General features: G+C 73.3%; 17 protein-coding genes. 10 read left to right on the top strand and 7 right to left on the bottom strand.

Annotation, left to right across the window (positions count from 1 at the left end; all coding sequences use genetic code 11):
- Positions 1-87 precede the first annotated feature (87 nt).
- From ACFWVC_RS30060 to hutH, 5 genes are all read left to right on the top strand, one after another.
- Positions 88-930 carry a biotin--[acetyl-CoA-carboxylase] ligase gene (locus ACFWVC_RS30060; protein WP_384294127.1) on the top strand — a complete coding sequence of 281 codons (843 nt, stop codon included), beginning with the start codon at positions 88-90 and terminating at the stop codon, positions 928-930.
- Positions 931-1024: 94 nt separating this feature from the next.
- A complete protein-coding gene (locus ACFWVC_RS30055) occupies positions 1025-2173 on the top strand; it encodes an adenylate/guanylate cyclase domain-containing protein (RefSeq protein ID WP_384294121.1) in 1149 nt (382 codons plus the stop codon).
- A gap of 128 nt (positions 2174-2301) precedes the next feature.
- Complete coding sequence (locus ACFWVC_RS30050; protein WP_384294117.1) at positions 2302-3105, top strand: enoyl-CoA hydratase/isomerase family protein; 804 nt, start codon at positions 2302-2304, stop codon at positions 3103-3105.
- 98 nt (positions 3106-3203) lie between these two features.
- Complete coding sequence (locus ACFWVC_RS30045; RefSeq protein ID WP_384294112.1) at positions 3204-4358, top strand: GGDEF domain-containing protein; 1155 nt, start codon at positions 3204-3206, stop codon at positions 4356-4358.
- A 580-nt stretch (positions 4359-4938) separates the two neighbouring features.
- On the top strand, positions 4939-6510 hold the full coding sequence (hutH, locus tag ACFWVC_RS30040; protein ID WP_384294106.1) for a histidine ammonia-lyase: 1572 nt from the start codon (positions 4939-4941) through the stop codon (positions 6508-6510).
- Between the two features lie 10 nt (positions 6511-6520).
- Here hutH and ACFWVC_RS30035 read toward each other — a convergent pair whose 3' ends face one another.
- Complete coding sequence (locus ACFWVC_RS30035; RefSeq protein WP_384294102.1) at positions 6521-6805, bottom strand: hypothetical protein; 285 nt, start codon at positions 6803-6805, stop codon at positions 6521-6523.
- Positions 6806-6991: 186 nt separating this feature from the next.
- Between ACFWVC_RS30035 and ACFWVC_RS30030 the strand changes: the two genes are divergently transcribed.
- A complete protein-coding gene (locus ACFWVC_RS30030; protein ID WP_384294095.1) occupies positions 6992-7399 on the top strand; it encodes a hypothetical protein in 408 nt (135 codons plus the stop codon).
- A 294-nt stretch (positions 7400-7693) separates the two neighbouring features.
- The gene (locus ACFWVC_RS30025; RefSeq protein ID WP_384294274.1) at positions 7694-8917 is read left to right on the top strand and encodes an Ig-like domain-containing protein; all 1224 of its coding nucleotides are present in this window, start codon (positions 7694-7696) and stop codon (positions 8915-8917) included.
- A gap of 142 nt (positions 8918-9059) precedes the next feature.
- Here ACFWVC_RS30025 and ACFWVC_RS30020 read toward each other — a convergent pair whose 3' ends face one another.
- The 4 genes from ACFWVC_RS30020 to xylB all read right to left on the bottom strand — a co-directional run bounded on the left by ACFWVC_RS30020 (position 9060) and on the right by xylB (position 13383).
- Positions 9060-9944, bottom strand: a complete 885-nt coding sequence (locus ACFWVC_RS30020) for a prohibitin family protein (protein WP_384294088.1) — start codon at positions 9942-9944, stop codon at positions 9060-9062.
- Between the two features lie 77 nt (positions 9945-10021).
- The gene (locus ACFWVC_RS30015) at positions 10022-11179 is read right to left on the bottom strand and encodes an ROK family protein (RefSeq protein ID WP_384294083.1); all 1158 of its coding nucleotides are present in this window, start codon (positions 11177-11179) and stop codon (positions 10022-10024) included.
- Positions 11180-11281: 102 nt separating this feature from the next.
- Complete coding sequence (locus tag ACFWVC_RS30010; protein ID WP_384294078.1) at positions 11282-11872, bottom strand: helix-turn-helix domain-containing protein; 591 nt, start codon at positions 11870-11872, stop codon at positions 11282-11284.
- An 86-nt stretch (positions 11873-11958) separates the two neighbouring features.
- On the bottom strand, positions 11959-13383 hold the full coding sequence (gene xylB / locus ACFWVC_RS30005) for a xylulokinase (RefSeq protein WP_384294073.1): 1425 nt from the start codon (positions 13381-13383) through the stop codon (positions 11959-11961).
- A gap of 73 nt (positions 13384-13456) precedes the next feature.
- Between xylB and xylA the strand changes: the two genes are divergently transcribed.
- Both xylA and ACFWVC_RS29995 read left to right on the top strand, forming a co-directional pair.
- Positions 13457-14626, top strand: a complete 1170-nt coding sequence (gene xylA / locus ACFWVC_RS30000) for a xylose isomerase (protein WP_384294070.1) — start codon at positions 13457-13459, stop codon at positions 14624-14626.
- Positions 14627-14702: 76 nt separating this feature from the next.
- A complete protein-coding gene (locus ACFWVC_RS29995; protein WP_384294065.1) occupies positions 14703-15197 on the top strand; it encodes a GNAT family N-acetyltransferase in 495 nt (164 codons plus the stop codon).
- 6 nt (positions 15198-15203) lie between these two features.
- On the opposite strand, the gene ACFWVC_RS29990 is transcribed toward ACFWVC_RS29995, so the two are convergent.
- Both ACFWVC_RS29990 and ACFWVC_RS29985 read right to left on the bottom strand, forming a co-directional pair.
- Positions 15204-16214 carry an aldo/keto reductase gene (locus ACFWVC_RS29990; RefSeq protein WP_384294059.1) on the bottom strand — a complete coding sequence of 337 codons (1011 nt, stop codon included), beginning with the start codon at positions 16212-16214 and terminating at the stop codon, positions 15204-15206.
- Positions 16215-16428: 214 nt separating this feature from the next.
- Positions 16429-17823 carry a hypothetical protein gene (locus ACFWVC_RS29985; protein ID WP_384294054.1) on the bottom strand — a complete coding sequence of 465 codons (1395 nt, stop codon included), beginning with the start codon at positions 17821-17823 and terminating at the stop codon, positions 16429-16431.
- Positions 17824-18047: 224 nt separating this feature from the next.
- On the opposite strand from ACFWVC_RS29985, the gene ACFWVC_RS29980 reads away from it, so the two are divergent.
- The coding region (locus ACFWVC_RS29980; protein ID WP_384294048.1) for an ABC transporter permease at positions 18048-19000 on the top strand (953 nt) is incomplete at its 3' end.

Here is a 19000-nt window from a genome sequence, read left to right as displayed (position 1 = left end):
GAGTAATTCTGTTTCCGTAGCGTAACCGCGCGGATGCTGCCCGGTCAGTGCGGCGTTGGCCACACCCCTGCTCCTAGGCTGGGACACATGACATCGAACCGCTGGTCCGACCTCGACCGGCCGCCGCTGCACGTGACGGCCCTGCGCAAGGCGATCGTCACCCCGGACGGCCGGTGGACCTCCCTCGACCTCGTCGAGGCCACCGGCTCCACCAACAGCGACCTGGGCGCACGTGCCCGGGAGGGCGCGCCGGAGGGCGCGGTGCTGGTCGCCGAGGAGCAGACCGCGGGACGCGGCCGGCTGGACCGCCAGTGGCAGGCGCCGGCCCGCTCCGGGCTGTTCTTCTCGGTCCTGCTGCGCCCGTCCGCCGTCCCCGCCCACCGCTGGGGCTGGCTGCCGCTGCTCGCCGGGGTCGCCACGGCCACCGCCGTCGCACGCACCGCGGGCGTCGACACGGGCCTGAAGTGGCCCAACGACATCCTGGTGACCGTCGGCGGCGAGGAGCGCAAGACCGGCGGCATCCTCGCCGAGCGGGTGGGCGACGACGCCGTCGTCCTGGGCATCGGGCTCAATGTCACCCTGCGCGAGGACGAACTGCCGGTGCCCGCCGCCGGGTCCCTGGCGCTGGCCGGGGCCAAGGTCACCGACCGCGATCCGCTGCTGCGGGCCGTGCTGCGCTCCCTGGCCGACTGGTACGGCGAGTGGCTGGGCGCGGACGGCGATCCGGCCGCCTCGCGGCTGCAGCAGGCGTACGCCGCCGGCTGCACGACCCTGGGCCGCACGGTGCGCGCGGTGCTCCCGGGCGGCGGCGAGGCGACCGGCCGGGCGGTCGCCGTGGACGACGACGGACGGCTGGTCGTGGCCACCGACGCGGGCAAGCGGGCGGTCGCCGCGGGCGACGTCGTCCATGTGCGGCCGGCGGGAGAGTGAGCCAGGCCACACCTGTCGTATGGTGGGTGCGGCAGCCGCCATACAACAGGTGCGCGGAGGGGCCAGTGCGCAGGGACCCTGGAGGGGGCGGGCGGTGACCGTGGACGACGCGAGCGACCTCCCGTCGCACGACGGGCCGGACCGGGAGCCGGAGAGCGGGCCCGAGGGCGCCGCACCCGACGACGAACCGGAAGCCGAGCCGGAGGCCGGGCCGTCCGGGCCGGACGAGGACCCCATCGCGCTCCGCCTGGAGCAGTTGATCATGGGCGCCGAGCGGCTCTACACGCCGTTCCAGGCCGCCCGCAGCGCCGGTGTCTCCATGGACCTCGCGGCGCGCTTCTGGCGGGCCATGGGCTTCGCCGACATCGGCCAGGCACGGGCCCTCACCGAGGCCGACGTGCTCGCGCTGCGCCGTCTGGCGGGCCTGGTGGAGGCCGGTCTGATCAGCGAGAACACCGCCATCCAAGTGGCCCGCTCCACGGGGCAGACCACCGCGCGGCTCGCCGAGTGGCAGACCGACTCCTTCCTGGAGGAACTGACCGAGCCGCCCGAGCCCGGCCTGACCCGGGCCGAGGTGGCCTATCCGCTGGTCGAACTGCTGCTGCCGGAGCTGGAGGAGTTCCTGACGTACGTCTGGCGGCGGCAGTTGGCGGCGGCCACCAGCCGTGTCGTGCGCTCGGACGACGAGGAGGCCGTCGACCGCCGGCTCGCCGTCGGCTTCGCCGACCTCGTCGGCTTCACCCGGCTGACCCGGCGGCTGGAGGAGGAGGAACTCGGCGAGCTGGTCGAGGCCTTCGAGACCACCGCCGCCGACCAGGTCGCCGCCCACGGCGGACGGCTGGTCAAGACCCTCGGCGACGAGGTGCTGTTCATCGCCGACGACCCGGGCACGGCCGCCGAGATCGGCATGCGGCTCATCGAGACCATGAACGGCGACGAGACGATGCCCGCGCTGCGTGTCGGCATCGCCTTCGGCACGGTCACCACGCGCATGGGCGACGTCTTCGGCACGACGGTGAACCTGGCGAGCCGGCTGACCTCGATAGCGCCCCGGGACGCGGTGCTCGTGGACGGGGAGCTCGCGCAGGCGCTGGTCGCCGGCGGCGAGGCCCCCGAGTCGGAGGCGGGGATCGAGCCCGGGTCGGAGGAGAAGTACCGGTTCGCGCTGCAGCCGATGTGGCGGCGGCCGGTACGCGGTCTCGGCGTCGTGGAGCCCTGGCTGCTGGCCCGGCGCGGCGGCTGACCGGCGGTGCCGGACGGGCGGGCCGGGCCCGCTCGGGCCCGGGGGCGCTTTCGCCGGCGGGGGCGGCGCCCTACCCTGCTCGGGTTGGTTCACGATCGTTAACGGCCGACCCGAAGGGTGCGTGGGCAATGTCCGAGCTGCGGTTTGGTGAGTGGGTGGCGGTCCGCCGGCACGGTGACGGGGGACGGGTCGCCGAGCTGGTGCTCGACCGGCCGAAGGCGATGAACGCCGTCTCCACGGACATGGCGCGGGCGATCACCGAGGCGTGCGCGGCGCTGGCCGCCGACCGGTCGGTGAGCGTGGTCGTGCTCAGCTCGACCCATGAGCGGGCCTTCTGCGTCGGCGCCGACCTCAAGGAGCGCAACTCCTTCTCCGACGCCGACCTGATGAAGCAGCGCCCGCACACCCGGGCCGCCTACACCGCCGTGCTGGAGCTGCCGATGCCCTCGGTGGCCGCCGTGCACGGCTACGCGCTGGGCGGCGGCTACGAACTGGCGCTGGCCTGTGACGTGATCGTGGCGGACCCGACGGCCGTCGTCGGGCTGCCGGAGGTCAGCGTCGGCGTGATCCCCGGCGGCGGCGGCACGCAGCTGCTCCCGCGCCGGGTGGGTGCCGCCCGGGCGGCGCAGCTGATCTTCACGGGGCGGCGGGTGCCGGCCGCGGAGGCGCTCGCGCTGGGCCTGGTCGACGTCCTCGCCGAGGACGGCCAGGACGGCGCCGAGGCGCTGGCGCTGGCCGGCCGGATGGCCCGGAACTCGCCGGTGGGGCTGTGGGCCGCCAAGCGGGCGCTGCGGCTGGGTCAGGGCACGGACCTGCGCACCGGCCTGGAGGTGGAGGACGCGGCCTGGCGCACGGTCGCCTTCTCCGGGGACCGTGCGGAGGGCGTGGCGGCCTTCAACGAGAAGCGCGACCCGGTGTGGCCGGGTGAGTGATTGGCGCGGGAAACCGTCGCGCCGGGCGGGCTTGTGACGCGCACGATCCGGTAAACGTCGCAAACTGGTAAAAAGCGGCGGCGACAGGAGACGGGCGCATGAACGGCACCGGCGGCGGGGACGCCCGACTGCGCGCCGTCGCCGAGCTGGCGCGGGCGGTGGCCGCGGCGAAGTCGCCGATGGAGGCGGTCGTCGCCGCGGCGACCGCCGCGCGGGTCGCCCTCGGCGGCACGATGGCGGCGGTCTCCCGCTGGGAGCGCGACCGCGGGCGGCTGCGGGTCCTGGTCAACGACGGCGACCTCGCGCCCGACGAGGAGGCGCAGCCGGCCGAGGAGGTCTACTCGGTCGCGGACTTCCCCGAGATCGTGGAGTTCCTGCACGGCCGGTGGACCGAGGGCGGCGAGCCGCACGCCTGGGTCGAGACCGCGTACGGGCCGTCCGGCGACGGCGCGGGCGCCTACTTCCACCAGCGGGTCGCCATGCTGCGCCGGCGCGGCCGCTCCTCCTGCGTCATCGCGCCGATCCTGCTGCACGGGCTCGCCTGGGGCGAGCTGTACGTCGCCCGGGCGGCCGGGCGGCCGGTCTTCGACCGGGACGACACGGAGTTCGCGACCGTCCTGGCGGCGCTCACCGCCGCCGGGATCGCGCAGACCGAGCGCCTGGCGGAGGTGCGGCGGCTGGCCTTCACCGACCCGCTGACGGGGCTGGCCAACCGGCGCGCGGTCGACCAGCGCCTGGAGGAGGCGCTGGAACGGCACCGCGGCGACGGGACCCCGGTCAGCCTGGTGGTCTGCGACCTCAACGGCCTCAAACGGGTCAACGACCAGCTCGGTCACGCGGTCGGCGACCGCCTGCTGGTCGGCTTCGGCTCGGTGCTCTCGCTGTGCGGCGCGGCGCTGCCGGAGAGCCTGGTGGCCCGGCTCGGCGGCGACGAGTTCTGCCTGCTGTCGGTGGGGCACGAGGCCGAGGACGTGGTCCGGGTCGCCGAGGAGCTGTGCGTGCGGACCAAGTGGCTGGGACTGGGCGACGGGGTCGCGGTCGGGGTGGCCTCGACGGACGCGGAGATCGGGCCGGTCACCTCGGCACGGCGGCTGTTCCGGCTGGCGGACGCGGCCCAGTACCGGGCCAAGGCGCTGCACTCCATCGAGCCGGTCGTGGCCGGCCGCGGCGCGCCGGAGGACCCGGTCGTCCGCCTCGCCGACCAGCCCGCCGGCCACGACGTCGAACGCCGCCGCTTCCGCGGCCGGGACTAGCCGGGCCGATGCCCGTGCCGTCCCGGCCGGCGCCGAGTCCCCGCGGCGGTCTGTCGCGGGGGCGGCGGGTATGTGCACCTGCCGTCCCGGCCGGCCTGTCCCCACGCGCGGGTGGGGCGTGGTGTGGGCTGCTCGGACAATCCGGCGGCCCGGCGTCGTGCTCCCGCCGGGTGGCGGGAGTCGGGGCTTCCGCGCCGCGGGTGGCCGGGGCGAGGCGGGGACGTGTTCCTGTCGTCCCGTCGTGCGCTGGAGGGCGGGGTGTGGTGTGGTCGGCGTGGGCTGGCCGCTTGGACGTTCCGCCTGGCTGGTGGGTGGCCCGCTTGCGGTGCACGCGGGGCCGGGGAGTCCGTCGTGCCGCGGCCGGCGCTGCGGGGCCGAGGACGGTGGGGGTCGTGGCCGGGGTGTGGGGCGTGGGCGGGTCGCTCGGGCGATGCGGTGGCCGGCGGCGAGGCGGGAGTCGCGGCCTGCGCTCCTGCGGCTGTACGCCGTCAAGAAGCCTCGCGCCGGCCGCGGCGGGCTCCCCCAGGGTCGGAAACCGGACACGTGACAGCTCGCGATTCAGTCCGTAGGGTGCGTGAATATGGGTATGCATAACGTGGTGATCGGGGCCCACGGGGCCACGGTGGAGGACGTGCTGGCTGTCGCCCGCGGCGGTGCGCACGTGGAGCTGTCGGCGGAGGCGCTGGCCGGAATCGCCGCGGCGCGTGACGTCGTGGACGCGCTGGCGGCCAAGCCGGAGCCCGTCTACGGCGTGTCCACCGGCTTCGGCGCGCTGGCGGTGCGGCACATCAGCCCCGAGCTGCGCGCCCAGCTCCAGCGCAGCCTGGTGCGCTCGCACGCGGCCGGCATGGGGCCGCGGGTGGAGCGCGAGGTCGTCCGCGCGCTGATGTTCCTGCGGCTGAAGACGCTCGCCTCCGGCCGCACCGGTGTGCGCCCCGTCGTCGCCGAGACGATGGCCGCCCTGCTCAACGCGGGCATCACCCCCGTGGTCCACGAGTACGGCTCGCTGGGCTGCTCCGGCGACCTGGCCCCGCTCGCGCACTGCGCGCTCGTGCTCATGGGCGAGGGTGAGGCGGAGGGCCCCGACGGCGTCGTGCGCCCCGTCCCCGAGCTGCTGGCCGCGCACGGCATCACGCCCGTCGAGCTGCGCGAGAAGGAGGGCCTGGCCCTCATCAACGGCACCGACGGCATGCTCGGCATGCTGGTCATGGCCCTTGACGACCTGCGCCTGCTGTTCACCTCCGCCGACGTCACGGCCGCGCTGTCCCTGGAGGCGCTGCTCGGCACCGACAAGGTGCTCGCCCCCGAACTGCACGCGATCCGCCCGCATCCGGGCCAGGCCGCCAGCGCCGGCAACATGCGCCGGGTGCTCGCCGGTTCCGGACTCACCGGGCACCACCAGGACGACGCGCCTCGCGTGCAGGACGCGTACTCGATCCGCTGCGCCCCGCAGGTGGCCGGCGCGGGCCGCGACACCGTGGCGCACGCGCTCACCGTCGCCGAACGCGAGCTGGCCGCGGCCGTCGACAACCCCGTCGTGCTGTTCGGGGAGGACGGCTCCGAGGGGCGGCTGGAGTCCAACGGCAACTTCCACGGCGCTCCCGTGGCCTACGTGCTGGACTTCCTCGCCATCGCCGCCGCCGACCTCGGCTCGATAGCGGAACGGCGCACCGACCGGCTGCTGGACAAGAGCCGTTCGCACGGGCTGCCAGCGTTCCTCGCCGACGACCCGGGTGTCGACTCGGGCCTGATGATCGCCCAGTACACGCAGGCCGCGCTCGTCAGCGAGAACAAGCGGCTCGCGGTCCCGGCCTCGGTGGACTCCATCCCCTCCTCGGCCATGCAGGAGGACCACGTGTCGATGGGCTGGTCGGCCGGGCGCAAGCTGCGGCAGGCGGTGGACAACCTGGCCCGCATCGTGGCGATCGAGCTGGTCGCCGCGTCCCGGGCGATCGAGATGCGCGTGCAGGGCAGCTCGGTGCTGGTGCCCGCGCCCGCGTCACAGGCGGTGCTGAAGGCAGCGCGTGATGCGGATGTGACCGGGCCCGGCCCGGACCGCTTCCTCGCGCCGGACCTGGCCGCCGCGTACACGTTCGTGCGCAGCGGTGCCCTGGTCGCGGCGGCCGAGTCGGCGACCGGGCCGCTCGCCTGAGGCCGGCCGGTCAGTAGGCGCGGGCGCGGCGGCCCGCATTGATGACGAGCGCCGCGCCCATGCCGAGGAACGCGGTGCCGCCGATCAGGTACGGCGTGGTGTCGACGCTGCCGGTGTCCGCGAGCCGCTGCCCCCCGTCACCGCCGGACGCGGTGGTGGAGGTCGTCGTGGACACCTCGGCAGCCGTCGTCGCCGTGTGCTCCGGGTTGGCGGACGCGTTGGGCACGAAGTAGAGCGCGCCGAGCACGGCCGCCGCGGTGACGGCGACATAAGCGGGAGGTCGGTACGAGGTCAATGGATCCCCCAGCGGATGCGGTGACTTGACCGTGGAGCCCGATGGTAGTGAGACAAGGGGTGCGGAGGGAAGTTCAAACCCGGAACGCCCCCTTCCGCAACCTCCGCGCCGCCCCCGCGGGTATCCTGCCGCCCGGATCCGGGTGCCTCCCCCCGCGGCGGGCCGCGCGAGCATACGCTCCGTCACATGAGCACTACTGACATCCCCATCGGGGAGACCGGGCCGCGTTACGTGCGGCTCCAGGTCGAGCTGGTCCTGGAGATCACGGGGTCCGAAGAGCTGACGGATGCCGCGCTCGACCAGCTCGGCGGCGACGAGTACATGCCGGCCGACGAGCGACAGCACGCGGAATCCTCGGTCCGCCAGGACGAGTCGGAGGCGCTGGCCTATCTGGTCGATCCGTTCGACCTGGTCACGAGCGTGCCGGGGATCGACATGGTCCAGGCGTCCTGGTCCTGCGCTCACACCGAGTACGACCCCGACTCCGACGAGTGGGACCTCTACGACGACGAGGCCGCCGACGACGAAGACGACGACGAGGACAGCGCCGACGCGGAGGCCGATGCGGAAGGGAAGGAACCGGGCGGCCGCTGATCGCGTCTCCGTGTGTGCATGACTCACAGGCCCCGGGCCCATCATTGGGTCCGGGGTTCCGCATTGGTTGCTGTGGGCAACGCGATGGTGTTGTTCCCCACACTCTGCGGCGTGGAGGAACGGACCTAAGACCCTGGCAGTTCCCGAGAGTACGACCGAGGCTCGAATGAGGTCCGCGGCTCGCGTAGCCGCGGGCTGGGGGATCGCGTACCGAAGACATTGGAGATTCGTGTGAAGCGCGCCGAGACCGGCACAGCCAACGAACCGCGTCCCCCCCACCAGCGGGGAGCTCGGCTGGCAGCGATAGCTCTGCTGGCCGTGGGCGCGATCACGCTGACCGCCTGCGGGGGAGACAAGGCGGACGCCGGCAGCCAGAACAACGTCAAGTCCCAGGCGTCGGTGGACGAGGCGGCGGCCAAGGACGCGTCCGACGCGCGAATAGCCATCACCCCCAAGACCGGTGCCGACAATGTCAGCATCAACTCCGGTGCCAAGGTCGCCGTCAGCGGCGGCAAGCTGAACGCCGTGACGATGACCTCGGTCGCGGACGGCAAGGAGGTCGAGGGAACGATCTCGGCCGACGGTGCGAGCTGGGCGCCGAACGGGCCGCTGGAGCGCGCCACCCAGTACAAGATCGCCGCCAAGGCGGAGGACGCGAAGGGCCGCAAGGCGGCGGAGAACTCGACGTTCACCACCGTCTCGGCCGCGCACAGCTTCATCGGCTACTACACCCCCGAGGACGGCCAGACCGTCGGTGTGGGCATGCCGGTGTCGATCAACTTCAACAAGGCCATCACCGACAAGAAGGCCGTCCAGTCCGGGATCACGGTCACCTCCAGCAGCGGCCAGCAGGTCGTCGGCCACTGGTTCAACACCACCCGCCTGGACTTCCGCCCCCAGAACTACTGGACCGCCGGCTCCACCGTCACGGTCAAGCTGAACCTGGACGGTGTCGAGGGTGCCGATGGCGTCTACGGCGTCCAGGAGAAGACGGTCTCCTTCAAGATCGGCCGCAGCCAGGTCTCCACGGTCGACGCCTCGACCCACCAGATGCAGGTCGTCCGTGACGGCAAGGTGATCAAGAACATCCCGATCTCGGCGGGTTCGGACCAGAACACCACCTACAACGGTCAGATGGTGATGTCCGAGAAGTTCACCGAGACCCGGATGAACGGTGCCACGGTCGGCTTCACCGACGACGACGGCAAGGGCGAGTACGACATCAAGGACGTGCCGCACGCCATCCGCCTGACCACGTCCGGCACCTTCATCCACGGCAACTACTGGGGCTCGGACTACGTCTTCGGCCACGTCAACACCAGCCACGGCTGCGTGGGCCTGAACGACACCAAGGGCGCCAAGGACACCAGCACCGACGCGTACTGGTTCTACACCAACTCGATCATCGGCGACGTGGTGATCGTGAAGAACTCCAAGGACAAGACCGTCGACCCGGCGAACGGGCTCAACGGCTGGAACATGAGCTGGGCCGCCTGGCAGGCCGGCAGCGCGGTCTGAATTTTTTGAGGGCTCGGTTCGCCTCCGGGGCGCCTGCTGCGCCTGTCGACAGTCGACAGGCGCGCGCCCCTTTGGCTCACTCGCCGGGTGGCACGTGAAAGGGCCCGGAACCATCTGGTTCCGGGCCCCTGGCGTGTGCGGGCTACTTCTTGGTGCCGTCGACGATGACCGGGGAGCCGTTGGCGGTCGTGCCGCAGGGGACCGCGTAGACCGGGTTGGCCTTGGCGGCCTCCTTGAAGGCTTCCAGGCACTGGTTGTAGAGCACCTTGTCGTTCAGCGAGCGCGCGATGATCTGGTTGGCGCGGGCGATGCCCTCCGCCTCGATGCGCTTGCGCTCCGCCTCGGCCTTGGCCGTGCGTGCGGCCTCGACGGCCCGCTCGGTGGCCTGCTCCTGCTGGATCTTCTTGTCGATCTGCGTCTGCAGCTGGTCCGAGGGCCGCACATTGCGCAGGTTGACGGCGGTGATGTCGATGCCGCGCGGCGCGAGGCGTTCCTTGATCAGGGCGTCGATCTCCCGGCCGATGGCCTCGCGGGCGGAGGCGTAGCCCTCCTCGCTGGTGTGCTCGGCGAAGACGTTGCGGATGATCTCGCGGCTGTCCGGGACCACCAGGCGCTCCTGGATGGCCTCCTCGTTGCCTGCCAGCCGGTAGAGGGCGACGGCCTTGCTCGGCACCACGGCCCACTTCACCGTGACGTCCGCGTACAGCACACCGCCCTGCGAGGAACGGACCTCGACGACGTCCTTGTCGTAGAGGTTGAGGTCCGCCGGGCGGGTGGAGAAGGACGTGATGTCGGTGAACGGCGACTTGAGGTGGACGCCGGAGGTCATCGGCGAGCCTATTTTGCCGAAGGTCACCGGTACGCCGACCTCGTAGGCGCTGACGACATGGACGCAGGCGAAGACGCCGGCCAGCACGCCGGCGAGGGCGCTGAGCGCGGCGCCCAGCTTCCAGCCCCCGGTGCGGCCGCGGCCGACGACGAACAGCACGACGGCCGCGATCAGCAGCAGGATGCACAGCACGAACACGGAAATCCCCCTGGGACGAGAACGATCCGCGCCGCCTCCCCGTGCGGCGCGCAGCGCATCGTAACGGGCCCCGGGGTCTAGGGGGTTCGCAATTGCTGGGGATCGTCGAGGACATCGCGCACGACGCTGTACGCGGCGCCCAGCAGCACGCCCTCGCGGCCCAGCCGGGACACCAGGACCGCTTCCGAGGGCCACTGACGGTCCGTCACACGGCGGTCCAGCTCCCGTACCAGCGCACCGCGCAGCCACGGGGCGAGCGAGGCGAGGGTGCCGCCCAGCACGACGGCCTGCGGGTCCAGCAGGTTCACCGCGCCGCTCAGCGCGATGCCGAAGGCCTGCCCGGCCGCGGCCAGCGCCTTCAGCGCCGCCGGGTCGTCCCCGGTGGCCGCGGTGTGCAGGGCCTTGAGGGCGTCCGGCCGGTCGGGGCCGATCCCGGCGGCCCGCAGCACGGCCTCCTCGCCCGCGTACTGCTCCAGGCAGCCCCGGGACCCGCACGAGCAGCGGGGGCCGTTGGGGAACACCGGTACATGGCCCAGCTCCCCGGCGAAGCCGCGGGCGCCGCGGAACAGCCGGCCGTCGACGACGAGCGCGGCGCCGATGCCGATCTCCGCCGAGACGTGCACGAAGTCCGTGACGCCCTCATGGCCGCCGAGCCACAGCTCCGCCAGGGCGCCGAGGTTGGCCTCGTTGTCGACCAGCGTCGCGGCGGGGGTGAGGCCGTCGAAGTACTCGGCGGCCGGCACGTCCTCCCAGTCGAGGTTGGGGGCCCGGGTCACCTGCCGCCGGTCCCGCCCGACCAGTCCCGGGACGGCGACCGTCAGCCCGGCGGGGTACAGCCCGCTCTCCCGGGCCTCCACCGTCACCTCCCGTACGAGCGCGGCCAGTTCGCGCAGCACGTCCGGTGCGGGACGGCCGCGGTTGTCGGCCTCGACGCGGGCGCGGGCGCGGACCGTGCCGCGCAGGTCGATCGCGCAGACCGACAGGTGGTCGACGCCGACCTCGGCGCCCAGGCCCGCAGGGCCGGTGTCGCTGAGGGCGAGCGCGGTGCCGGGCCGGCCGACCGTGCCGGGGCGCTGCGTGCCGAGCTCCACCAGCAGCCCGGCCGCCAGCAACTCGTCCACCAGTGTCGAGACCGTCGCGCGGGTCAGCCCGACCTCCGCGGCCACCGCGGCCCGCGACATCTCGCCGTGTCCGGCCACGGCACGGGCCACCAGGGCCAGATTCCGTTTCCGCACGCCCGCCTGCGATCCCGGGCCGTCCGCCACGTGCCGATCCCCTCTCGTCCGGTGTCCGGTCGATCCGGACCTGTCCCCACCCTCGCACGCCCTCCGGTCCGGTCACCCGCCGGCCGGACGGGCCCTGACGTGCATCCGCTCGCCCTGGGCCCCGAAGAGGCTCAGGAACTCCACTGGCTGCGGTCCCGCGTTGGCGAAGCCGTGCGGGGTGCGGGTGTCGAACTCGGCGGCCTCACCGGCGGCCAGCACCAGATCGTGGTCGCCGAGGGTCAGCCGCAGCCGGCCGGACAGCACGTAGACCCACTCGTACCCCTCGTGCCGCCCCTGCTCGGGCCGTGCGGCCGGGTCCTGGGGCGCCTGGATGATCATCTTGTACGCGTGCAGACCGCCCAGGTAGCGGGTGAGCGGCACGAAGGTCTGCCCGTGCCGGGTGAAGGGGCGCGGATGGACGCGCGGATCCCCGGTCGGCGGCGCCCCCACCAGCTCGTCCAGCGGCACGCCGTACGCCTTCGCCAGCGGCAGCAGCAGTTCCAGCGTCGGCTTGCGCTGCCCGGACTCCAGCCGGGACAGGGTGCTCGACGAGATCCCGGTGGTCTCGCCGAGTTGCGCGAGCGTGGCGCCGTGCTCCCGCCGCAGGGCCCGCAGCCGGGGTCCGACGGCGGACAGCACGCCGGGGATGTCGTCGTCTGCCATGCCTCCATTTGCCGTTCCGGCAAGCGATCTTGTCAAGGCCGCACGGGCCGGCGGGCGTCCCCCGCGCCGCCGCCGCCGGGGAGCGCTCACTCGACCCCGAAGGCCCGGGTGAGCTCCGCACCGATGCGGCCGAGGGACTCCTCGTCGCGCGCGACCGGGTCGTACGAGGGGCCCTCCGTGGTGTTCCAGCGGCGGGCGATCTCCTGCGGGGTCTCGCCCGTCAGCAGGGCCGCCGCCTGGGCCGCGGCGCCGAGGGCCACGAGCTCGTCGGCCACCGGGACGCACACCGCGCGGCCGGAGAGCCGCCGCACGGTCTCCCGCCAGGCGGTGCCCCGGGCGCCGCCGCCGATCAGCAGCAGCGGGGCGTCGGAGGGGGCGCCGTCGACCGCGAGGACCTGCTCGAGCGCGCTGAGCAGGGCGTACGCGGCGCCGTCGTAGGCGGCCTGGAGGATCTGCCCCGGGGTGGTGTCGTGCCGCAGCCCCGTCAGCAGCCCGGTGGCGTACGGGAGGTTGGGGGTGCGCTCGCCGTCGAGGAACGGCAGCAGCACGGGGGAACCGCCCGGGGCGACCGCCTCCCGGTCCAGGGAGAGCAGCGCCGCGACCTTGTCCACGGCGAGCGTGCAGTTGAGGGTGCACGCCAGCGGGAGCCAGCCGCCGTGGCCGCCGGCGAAGCCGGCCACGATGCCCGTCGGGTCGGCGGGACGGGCGGCCGAGGGGGTGTAGACGGTGCCTGAGGTGCCGAGGCTGAGCGCCGGCTGGCCCGGGGCGAGGCCGAGGCCGAGGGCCGCGGCGGCGTTGTCGCCGGTGCCCGCGGCGACCAGGGCGCCCTCGCGCAGCGGCAGGCCGGGCAGGACGGCGCCGGCCCGCTCGCCGGGACCGAGCACGCGCGGCAGCAGGGCCGGGTCCAGGCCGATCGAGGCCAGCATCGCCTCGTCGTACGCCTCCGTGTCGGTGGCCCACCAGCCGGTGCCGGAGACGTCGCCCCGGTCGGTGACGGCGGCCCCGCTGAGCCGCTCGGTGAGGAAGTCGTGGGGCAGCCGCACGGCCGCCGCGGCCTTGGCGGCCTCCGGCTCGTGCTCGGCCAGCCAGGCCCACTTGGTGACGGTGAAGCTCGTGCCGGGCACGCTGCCGAAGCGCTCCGCCCACCAGGCTGCGCCGTGTTTCTCGACCAGCGCGGCGGCCTGGGGCGCGGACCGTACGTCGTTCCAGAGCAGCGCGGGGCGCAGCGGCCTGCCGTCCGCGTCCAGCACGACCAGGCCGTGCTGCTGCCCGCCGACGGAGATCGCGCCGGCCTCCCCGGCGTACGGGCCGAGCTGGGCCAGCGCCTCACCGAGTGCTCTCCACCACACCTCGGGGTCGGTCTCGCGGCCCTCTCCCTCGCTCACCACGTGTCGTGCGTGGCCCCTGGCCAGCACCTTTCCGGTCTCCACCTCGACTGCCAGCACCTTGGTGGACTGCGTGGAGCTGTCCACACCCAGTGCGATCGTTCCGTGCCCCATGTCGCGGCTCATGCTGCGGCTCCCTTCACAAAGCGGCGTTCGCATATTAATTTGTTCAACGGTCTTACGAATAGGAGCCGCCGCGATGAGTTTCACCCCCACCCCCGACGACAAGTTCACCTTCGGTCTCTGGACCGTCGGCTGGCAGGGCCGCGACCCCTTCGGCGACGCCACCCGCCCCGCGCTCGACCCGGTCGAGAGCGTGACCCGCCTGGCGGAGCTCGGCGCGTACGGCGTCACGTTCCACGACGACGACCTGATCCCCTTCGGGTCGGACGACACCGCCCGCGAGGGCCACATCAAGCGCTTCCGCCAGGCGCTGGACGCCACCGGCCTGAAGGTGCCGATGGCCACCACCAACCTCTTCACCCACCCGGTCTTCAAGGACGGTGCCTTCACCTCCAACGACCGCGACGTGCGCCGCTACGCGCTCCGCAAGACCATCCGCAACATCGACCTCGCCGCCGAGCTCGGCGCCAAGGTCTACGTCGCCTGGGGCGGCCGCGAGGGCGCCGAGTCCGGTGCCGCCAAGGACGTGCGGGTCGCCCTGGACCGCTTCAAGGAGGCCTTCGACCTGCTGGGCGAGTACGTCCTGGAGCAGGGCTACGACCTCCGCTTCGCCATCGAGCCCAAGCCCAACGAGCCGCGCGGCGACATCCTGCTGCCGACCGTCGGCCACGCGCTGGCGTTCATCAACGAGCTGGCGCACCCCGAGCTCGTCGGCCTCAACCCCGAGGTCGGCCACGAGCAGATGGCCGGGCTGAACTTCCCGCACGGCATCGCCCAGGCGCTGTGGCACGGCAAGCTCTTCCACATCGACCTCAACGGCCAGTCCGGCATCAAGTACGACCAGGACCTGCGCTTCGGCGCCGGCGACCTGCGCTCCGCGTTCTGGCTGGTCGACCTGCTGGAGACGGCCGGCTACGAGGGCCCGCGCCACTTCGACTTCAAGCCTCCGCGGACCGAGGACTTCGGCGGCGTGTGGGCCTCCGCCGAGGGCTGCATGCGCAACTACCTCATCCTCAAGGACCGGGCCGCCGCGTTCCGCGCCGACCCGGCCGTGCAGGAGGCGCTGAAGGCCGCGCGCCTGGACCAGCTCGCGCAGCCGACCCTCGCGGAGGGCGAGACCCTGGCCGGCTTCCTCGCCGACCGCACCGCCTTCGAGGACTTCGACGTCGAGGCCGCCGCGCAGCGCGGGTTCGCCTTCGAGCAGCTCGACCAGCTCGCGATGAACCACCTGCTCGGCGCCCGCTGAGCGTATCCACCGCGGTGCCGGCCTCCGGGCCGCAAATGGGTTGCCGCCGGGTCCCGCCCGGCGGCAGCCTGCCCGGATGACCGAACTGCGAATGCTCACCCCCGGGGACTGGCGGCTGTGGCGAGGGCTGCGCCTGGCCGCCCTCGCCGACGCCCCGTACGCCTTCGGCTCCCGGCTCGCCGACTGGCAGGGCGCGGGGGACCGCGAGGAGCGCTGGCGGGACCGGCTCGCCCTGCCCGGCTCACACCTGGTCGCCCTGCTCGACGGGGTGCCCTCCGGCATGGCGAGCGGGGTCCCGGGCGAGCACCCCGGCACCGCCGAACTGATCTCGATGTGGGTGGCGCGTGACGCGCGCGGCCACGGCGTGGGCGACCTGCTGATCCGGGCCGTCGAGACATGGGCCGCGGGGACCGGCGCCGCGGTGCTCACCCTCGCCGTCGCGGACGGCAACGAGCAGGCCGCCGCGCTCTACCGCCGCAACGGCTTCGAGGACTCCGGCGAGAGCGGCCTCATGCCCGACGGCCGCCCGGAGCGCCTCATGGCGAAGCGGCTCCCGACGGCTCCGGTGTGACAAGACTCACCAGGCGAAGGCCTCCGGGGCCGGCCCCGGACCCGGGAAGATCTCGTCCAGCCCTGCCAGCACCTCGGCGTCCAGCTCCAGTTCCGCCGCCCGCAGCGCCGACGTGAACTGCTCCATGGTGCGCGGCCCGACGATCGGCCCGGTCACTCCCGGCCGGGTCAGCAGCCACGCCAGGGCCACCTCGCCGGGCTCCAGACCGTGCTTGGCGAGCAGGTCCTCGTACGCCTGCACCTTGGCCCGGACCGCCGGATCGGCCAGCCCCGCGGCGGACCGGCCCGCCTTGGTGCGGAAGCCGCTGTTCTCGCGCTCCTTGCGCAGCGCGCCGCCCAGCAGGCCCTGGTGCAGCGGGGACCAGGGGATCACCCCGAGGCCGTACGCCTGGGCCGCCGGGATCACGTCCGCCTCGGCCCGCCGCTCCGCCAGGTTGTACAGGCACTGCTCGCTGACCAGGCCCACCATGCCGCGGTTCGCCGCGATCTCGTTGGCCTGCGCGATCTTGTAACCGGGGAAGTTCGACGACGCGGCGTAGAGGATCTTCCCCTGGCGGATCAGCACGTCGACCGCCTGCCAGATCTCCTCGAAGGGCGTCGCGCGGTCGATGTGGTGGAACTGGTAGACGTCGATGTGGTCCGTGCCGAGCCGGCGCAGGCTCGCCTCCGCCGCCCGCCTGATGTGCAGTGCGGTGAGCCGGTCGTGGTTGGGCCAGGACTGCTCGTGCCAGGCCTTGCCGTCGGCCGACATGTTCCCGTAGACCTTCGTCGCCAGGACGACCTTGTCGCGCCGGCCGCCGCCGCGTGCGAACCACGAGCCGATGACCTTCTCCGTCAGGCCCTTGTCCTCGGCCGTGCCGTAGATGTCCGCGGTGTCGAAGAAGTTGACGCCGGCGTCCAGCGCGGCGTCCATGATCCGGTGACTGTCCGTCTCATCCGTCTGCCCGCCGAAGTTCATCGTGCCCAGCACGATGCGGCCGACCGTCAGGCCGGTGCGGCCCAGCTGCGTGTACTCCATGGACGACCAGCCAACGCCTTGGAGTGGACTCACGGCAAGGGGAGTTGGGGATCGGCGGCAGCGCCTCCGCCTCCGCCTCCGCCTCTGCCGCGGAACCCATGCGGTCCCGGCCGCGCTTCAGGCCTCGGCGCAGGAGCGACCCGGCGTCCGTCTCCGATCTCCGGCCGGAAGGTGAAGACGCCGTGCTCCGGGCGGGCGGCGCCGTCCGCGCGGGTCAGGCCGCCTGGCCGTCGACCGTTCCCTTGGCGAAGCCCGCCCGCAGCCGCGCGAGTTCGTCGTCCGGGACGGCCCGCGCCCACGCCTCGGGCAGGCCCCGGACGGTGTGGTCGCGGCTGGTGGTGGCGCTGTAGGCGGCCGTGCAGGTCAGCGCGACCGATCCGGAGGGCCGCATCGTCCGCTGGTACGTGCAGCGCTTGACCTTCCTGCCGTCGAGCGTGATGTCGATGGTGATCTCCGCGTGGACCGGGGCGTCCGTGGCCGCTTCCGCGGCCGCGGACCCGTACGCGGAGTTCTGGAGGGTGAAGCGGGCCGTGCAACTGGTGCTGCCGCAGGGGGAGAAGCGCGCCTTGCCGACCGTGGTGAAGGTGACCGTGGGGTCGACGGCGGTCCTCAGCGCCGTCAGGTCCCGCTCGAAGCCCGTGGTGAACGCAGCGCGGTCGGCGCCGGTGAGCGCGGAGACGAAGACGTCCGTTCCGTCGGCCAGCGGGAGCGGCCCGGTCGCGGCGGGGGAGGAGCCGGAGGCCAGGCGGAGCAGGGTGTGGGGCGCGGAGTCGCTGATGGAGAAGCGGCCGCCCGGAGTCGACAGCAGCGTGGCGGCCCGGCCGCCCACCCGGGTGGCCGAGGCGGTGGCGGCGCCCGCACCGCCGGCCGCGTCCCGGAGCAGGCCGGCGACGTTGGCGGGGGTCAGCGGGGCGGTCACGTCGTCGACCTCGGGGAGGTCGGAGGCCGCGTCGGTCCACTGGCCGGAGATCCGGTCCAGCAGGTCGCCGGAGTAGCCGCGGGTCTTCCAGTACCCCTGGTCCGCCTTGACGAGCCGGTTGTCGCCGGCGGTGAGCATCCGGACGGTCCGGCCCTGGTCGCCGAGCGAACCGCGGCCCCATCCGCCCGGCGTGGTCTGCAGGTCGAAGGGCGTGGCCGAACCCGGGTCGCGGGCGAACTCGCCCCGGTACGACAGCACCTGGGCCTCCTCCAGGTTGTCCGCGGCCTCGCGCAGCAGCCGCGCGGCGTCCGCGGCCGGGTTCTTGCCGGCCGCGGCCGGCGAGCCGTCGGAGGCCGTCCCCGGGGAACCGTCGTTCCAGGGGCTCGCTATGAGGAGTCCGGCGACCAGCACGGCGGTGGCGACACCGACGAGGGCCGGCAGCAGCCCGCCGCGCCGGGACCGTGACGCGGGCCGCGGTGCGTGCCCGGGCCTCGCCGGGTACGGAGACCGGGCGGCGCCGTGGGCGGGCGGGGGAGGCGGGCCGAAGCCGCCGTCCGCGCCGTGGCCGGCGGGCCCGAACCCCGGCTCGTACTCCGGCGCATGCCCCGGTCGGGACCCGTGGCCGGACCCGTCGCCGAAGCCGTGGCGACCGCCGTGACCGTCCCCGCCCCACGGCGTTCCGTCCGTCATCTCTGGCTCTCCCCATCGTGCATGGCCGCGCGGGCCCTCACGCTCGCAACCGTAAGAACGTTTCTCATCCAGGCGCCGACCTTCTCATCCGGCCCACATGCGCACCTCAGCCTTCCGTAAATCCCCGTCCGTAGCTTCTCGCCGTGGCCCCGCAGGGTGTTCTGCGTTCGCGGTCATTCACGGTCATTCACGGTCCCCCATCGGGGCACGACGCGAGGACGAGCATGTTTCTCATCTATCTCCGGCGCGAGCTCCGCCGCCGGCGGAAGGCCGCCCTGGTGGTCGCCCTGGGGCTGGCCCTCGGCATCGCCCTGGTCATCACCGTCGACTCGGTGTCGGCGGGCATGACACGGGCCCAGGGCAAGGTACTGCAGTCGCTGTACGGCCTGGGCACCGACATGACCGTCACCAAGGCGCAGAGCGCCCCGTCCTCCTCCGGGAGCGGGGGGCCGAGGTTCGACTTCGACGCCCGCGGCGACGACAGCGACACCAAGCAGAGCTCCGACAACGTGATGGTGCAGGGCTTCCAGTCGCTGAACTCCTCGGTGGTCACGCAGGTCGCCTCGCAGCAGGGCGTGGCCGAGGCCGTCGGCGGTCTCAGCCTCCAAGTGGTGAAGGTCAGCGGTCAGTTCACCCGCGGCACGGCGCAGTCCGGCACCGGTGCCGGCGGTGGCCAGGGCGCTCCCGGCGCGCGGCCGCAGGTCCAGGGCGGCGGCGCCGACTTCGGCGTCGACAACTACTCCGTCTTCGGCACCGACGTGGCCCACATGGGCCTCGGTCCGCTGACGACCTCGAAGATCACCTCCGGGAAGACCTTCGCCGCCTCCCAGGCCGACGCCAAGGTCGCCGTCGTCGACAGCGCGTACGCGAAGCAGAAGAAGCTGTCGGTGGGCAAGACGCTCACCATCTCGGGCACCAAGTTCTCGGTGATCGGCGTCGCGACCGCCGACAGCGGATCATCCGCCGCGAACGTCTACATCCCGCTCAAGCGGGCACAGAGCCTCGCCGACGCCAAGAGCAAGGTCACGACCGTCTATGTGCGGGCCGCCGACTCCCAGCAGATCGACACCGTCAAGAAGACGATCCAGAAGAACATCTCGGGCACGACGGTGACGACGTCGTCTGACCTGGCGTCCACGGTGTCGGGTTCGCTGTCCACGGCGTCCGACCTGGCGAC

It is taken from the genome of Streptomyces sp. NPDC058691 (genome assembly GCF_042714775.1).
In the GTDB taxonomy this organism is placed as follows: domain Bacteria; phylum Actinomycetota; class Actinomycetes; order Streptomycetales; family Streptomycetaceae; genus Actinacidiphila.
This window is presented reverse-complemented; position numbering and strand designations above follow the sequence as displayed.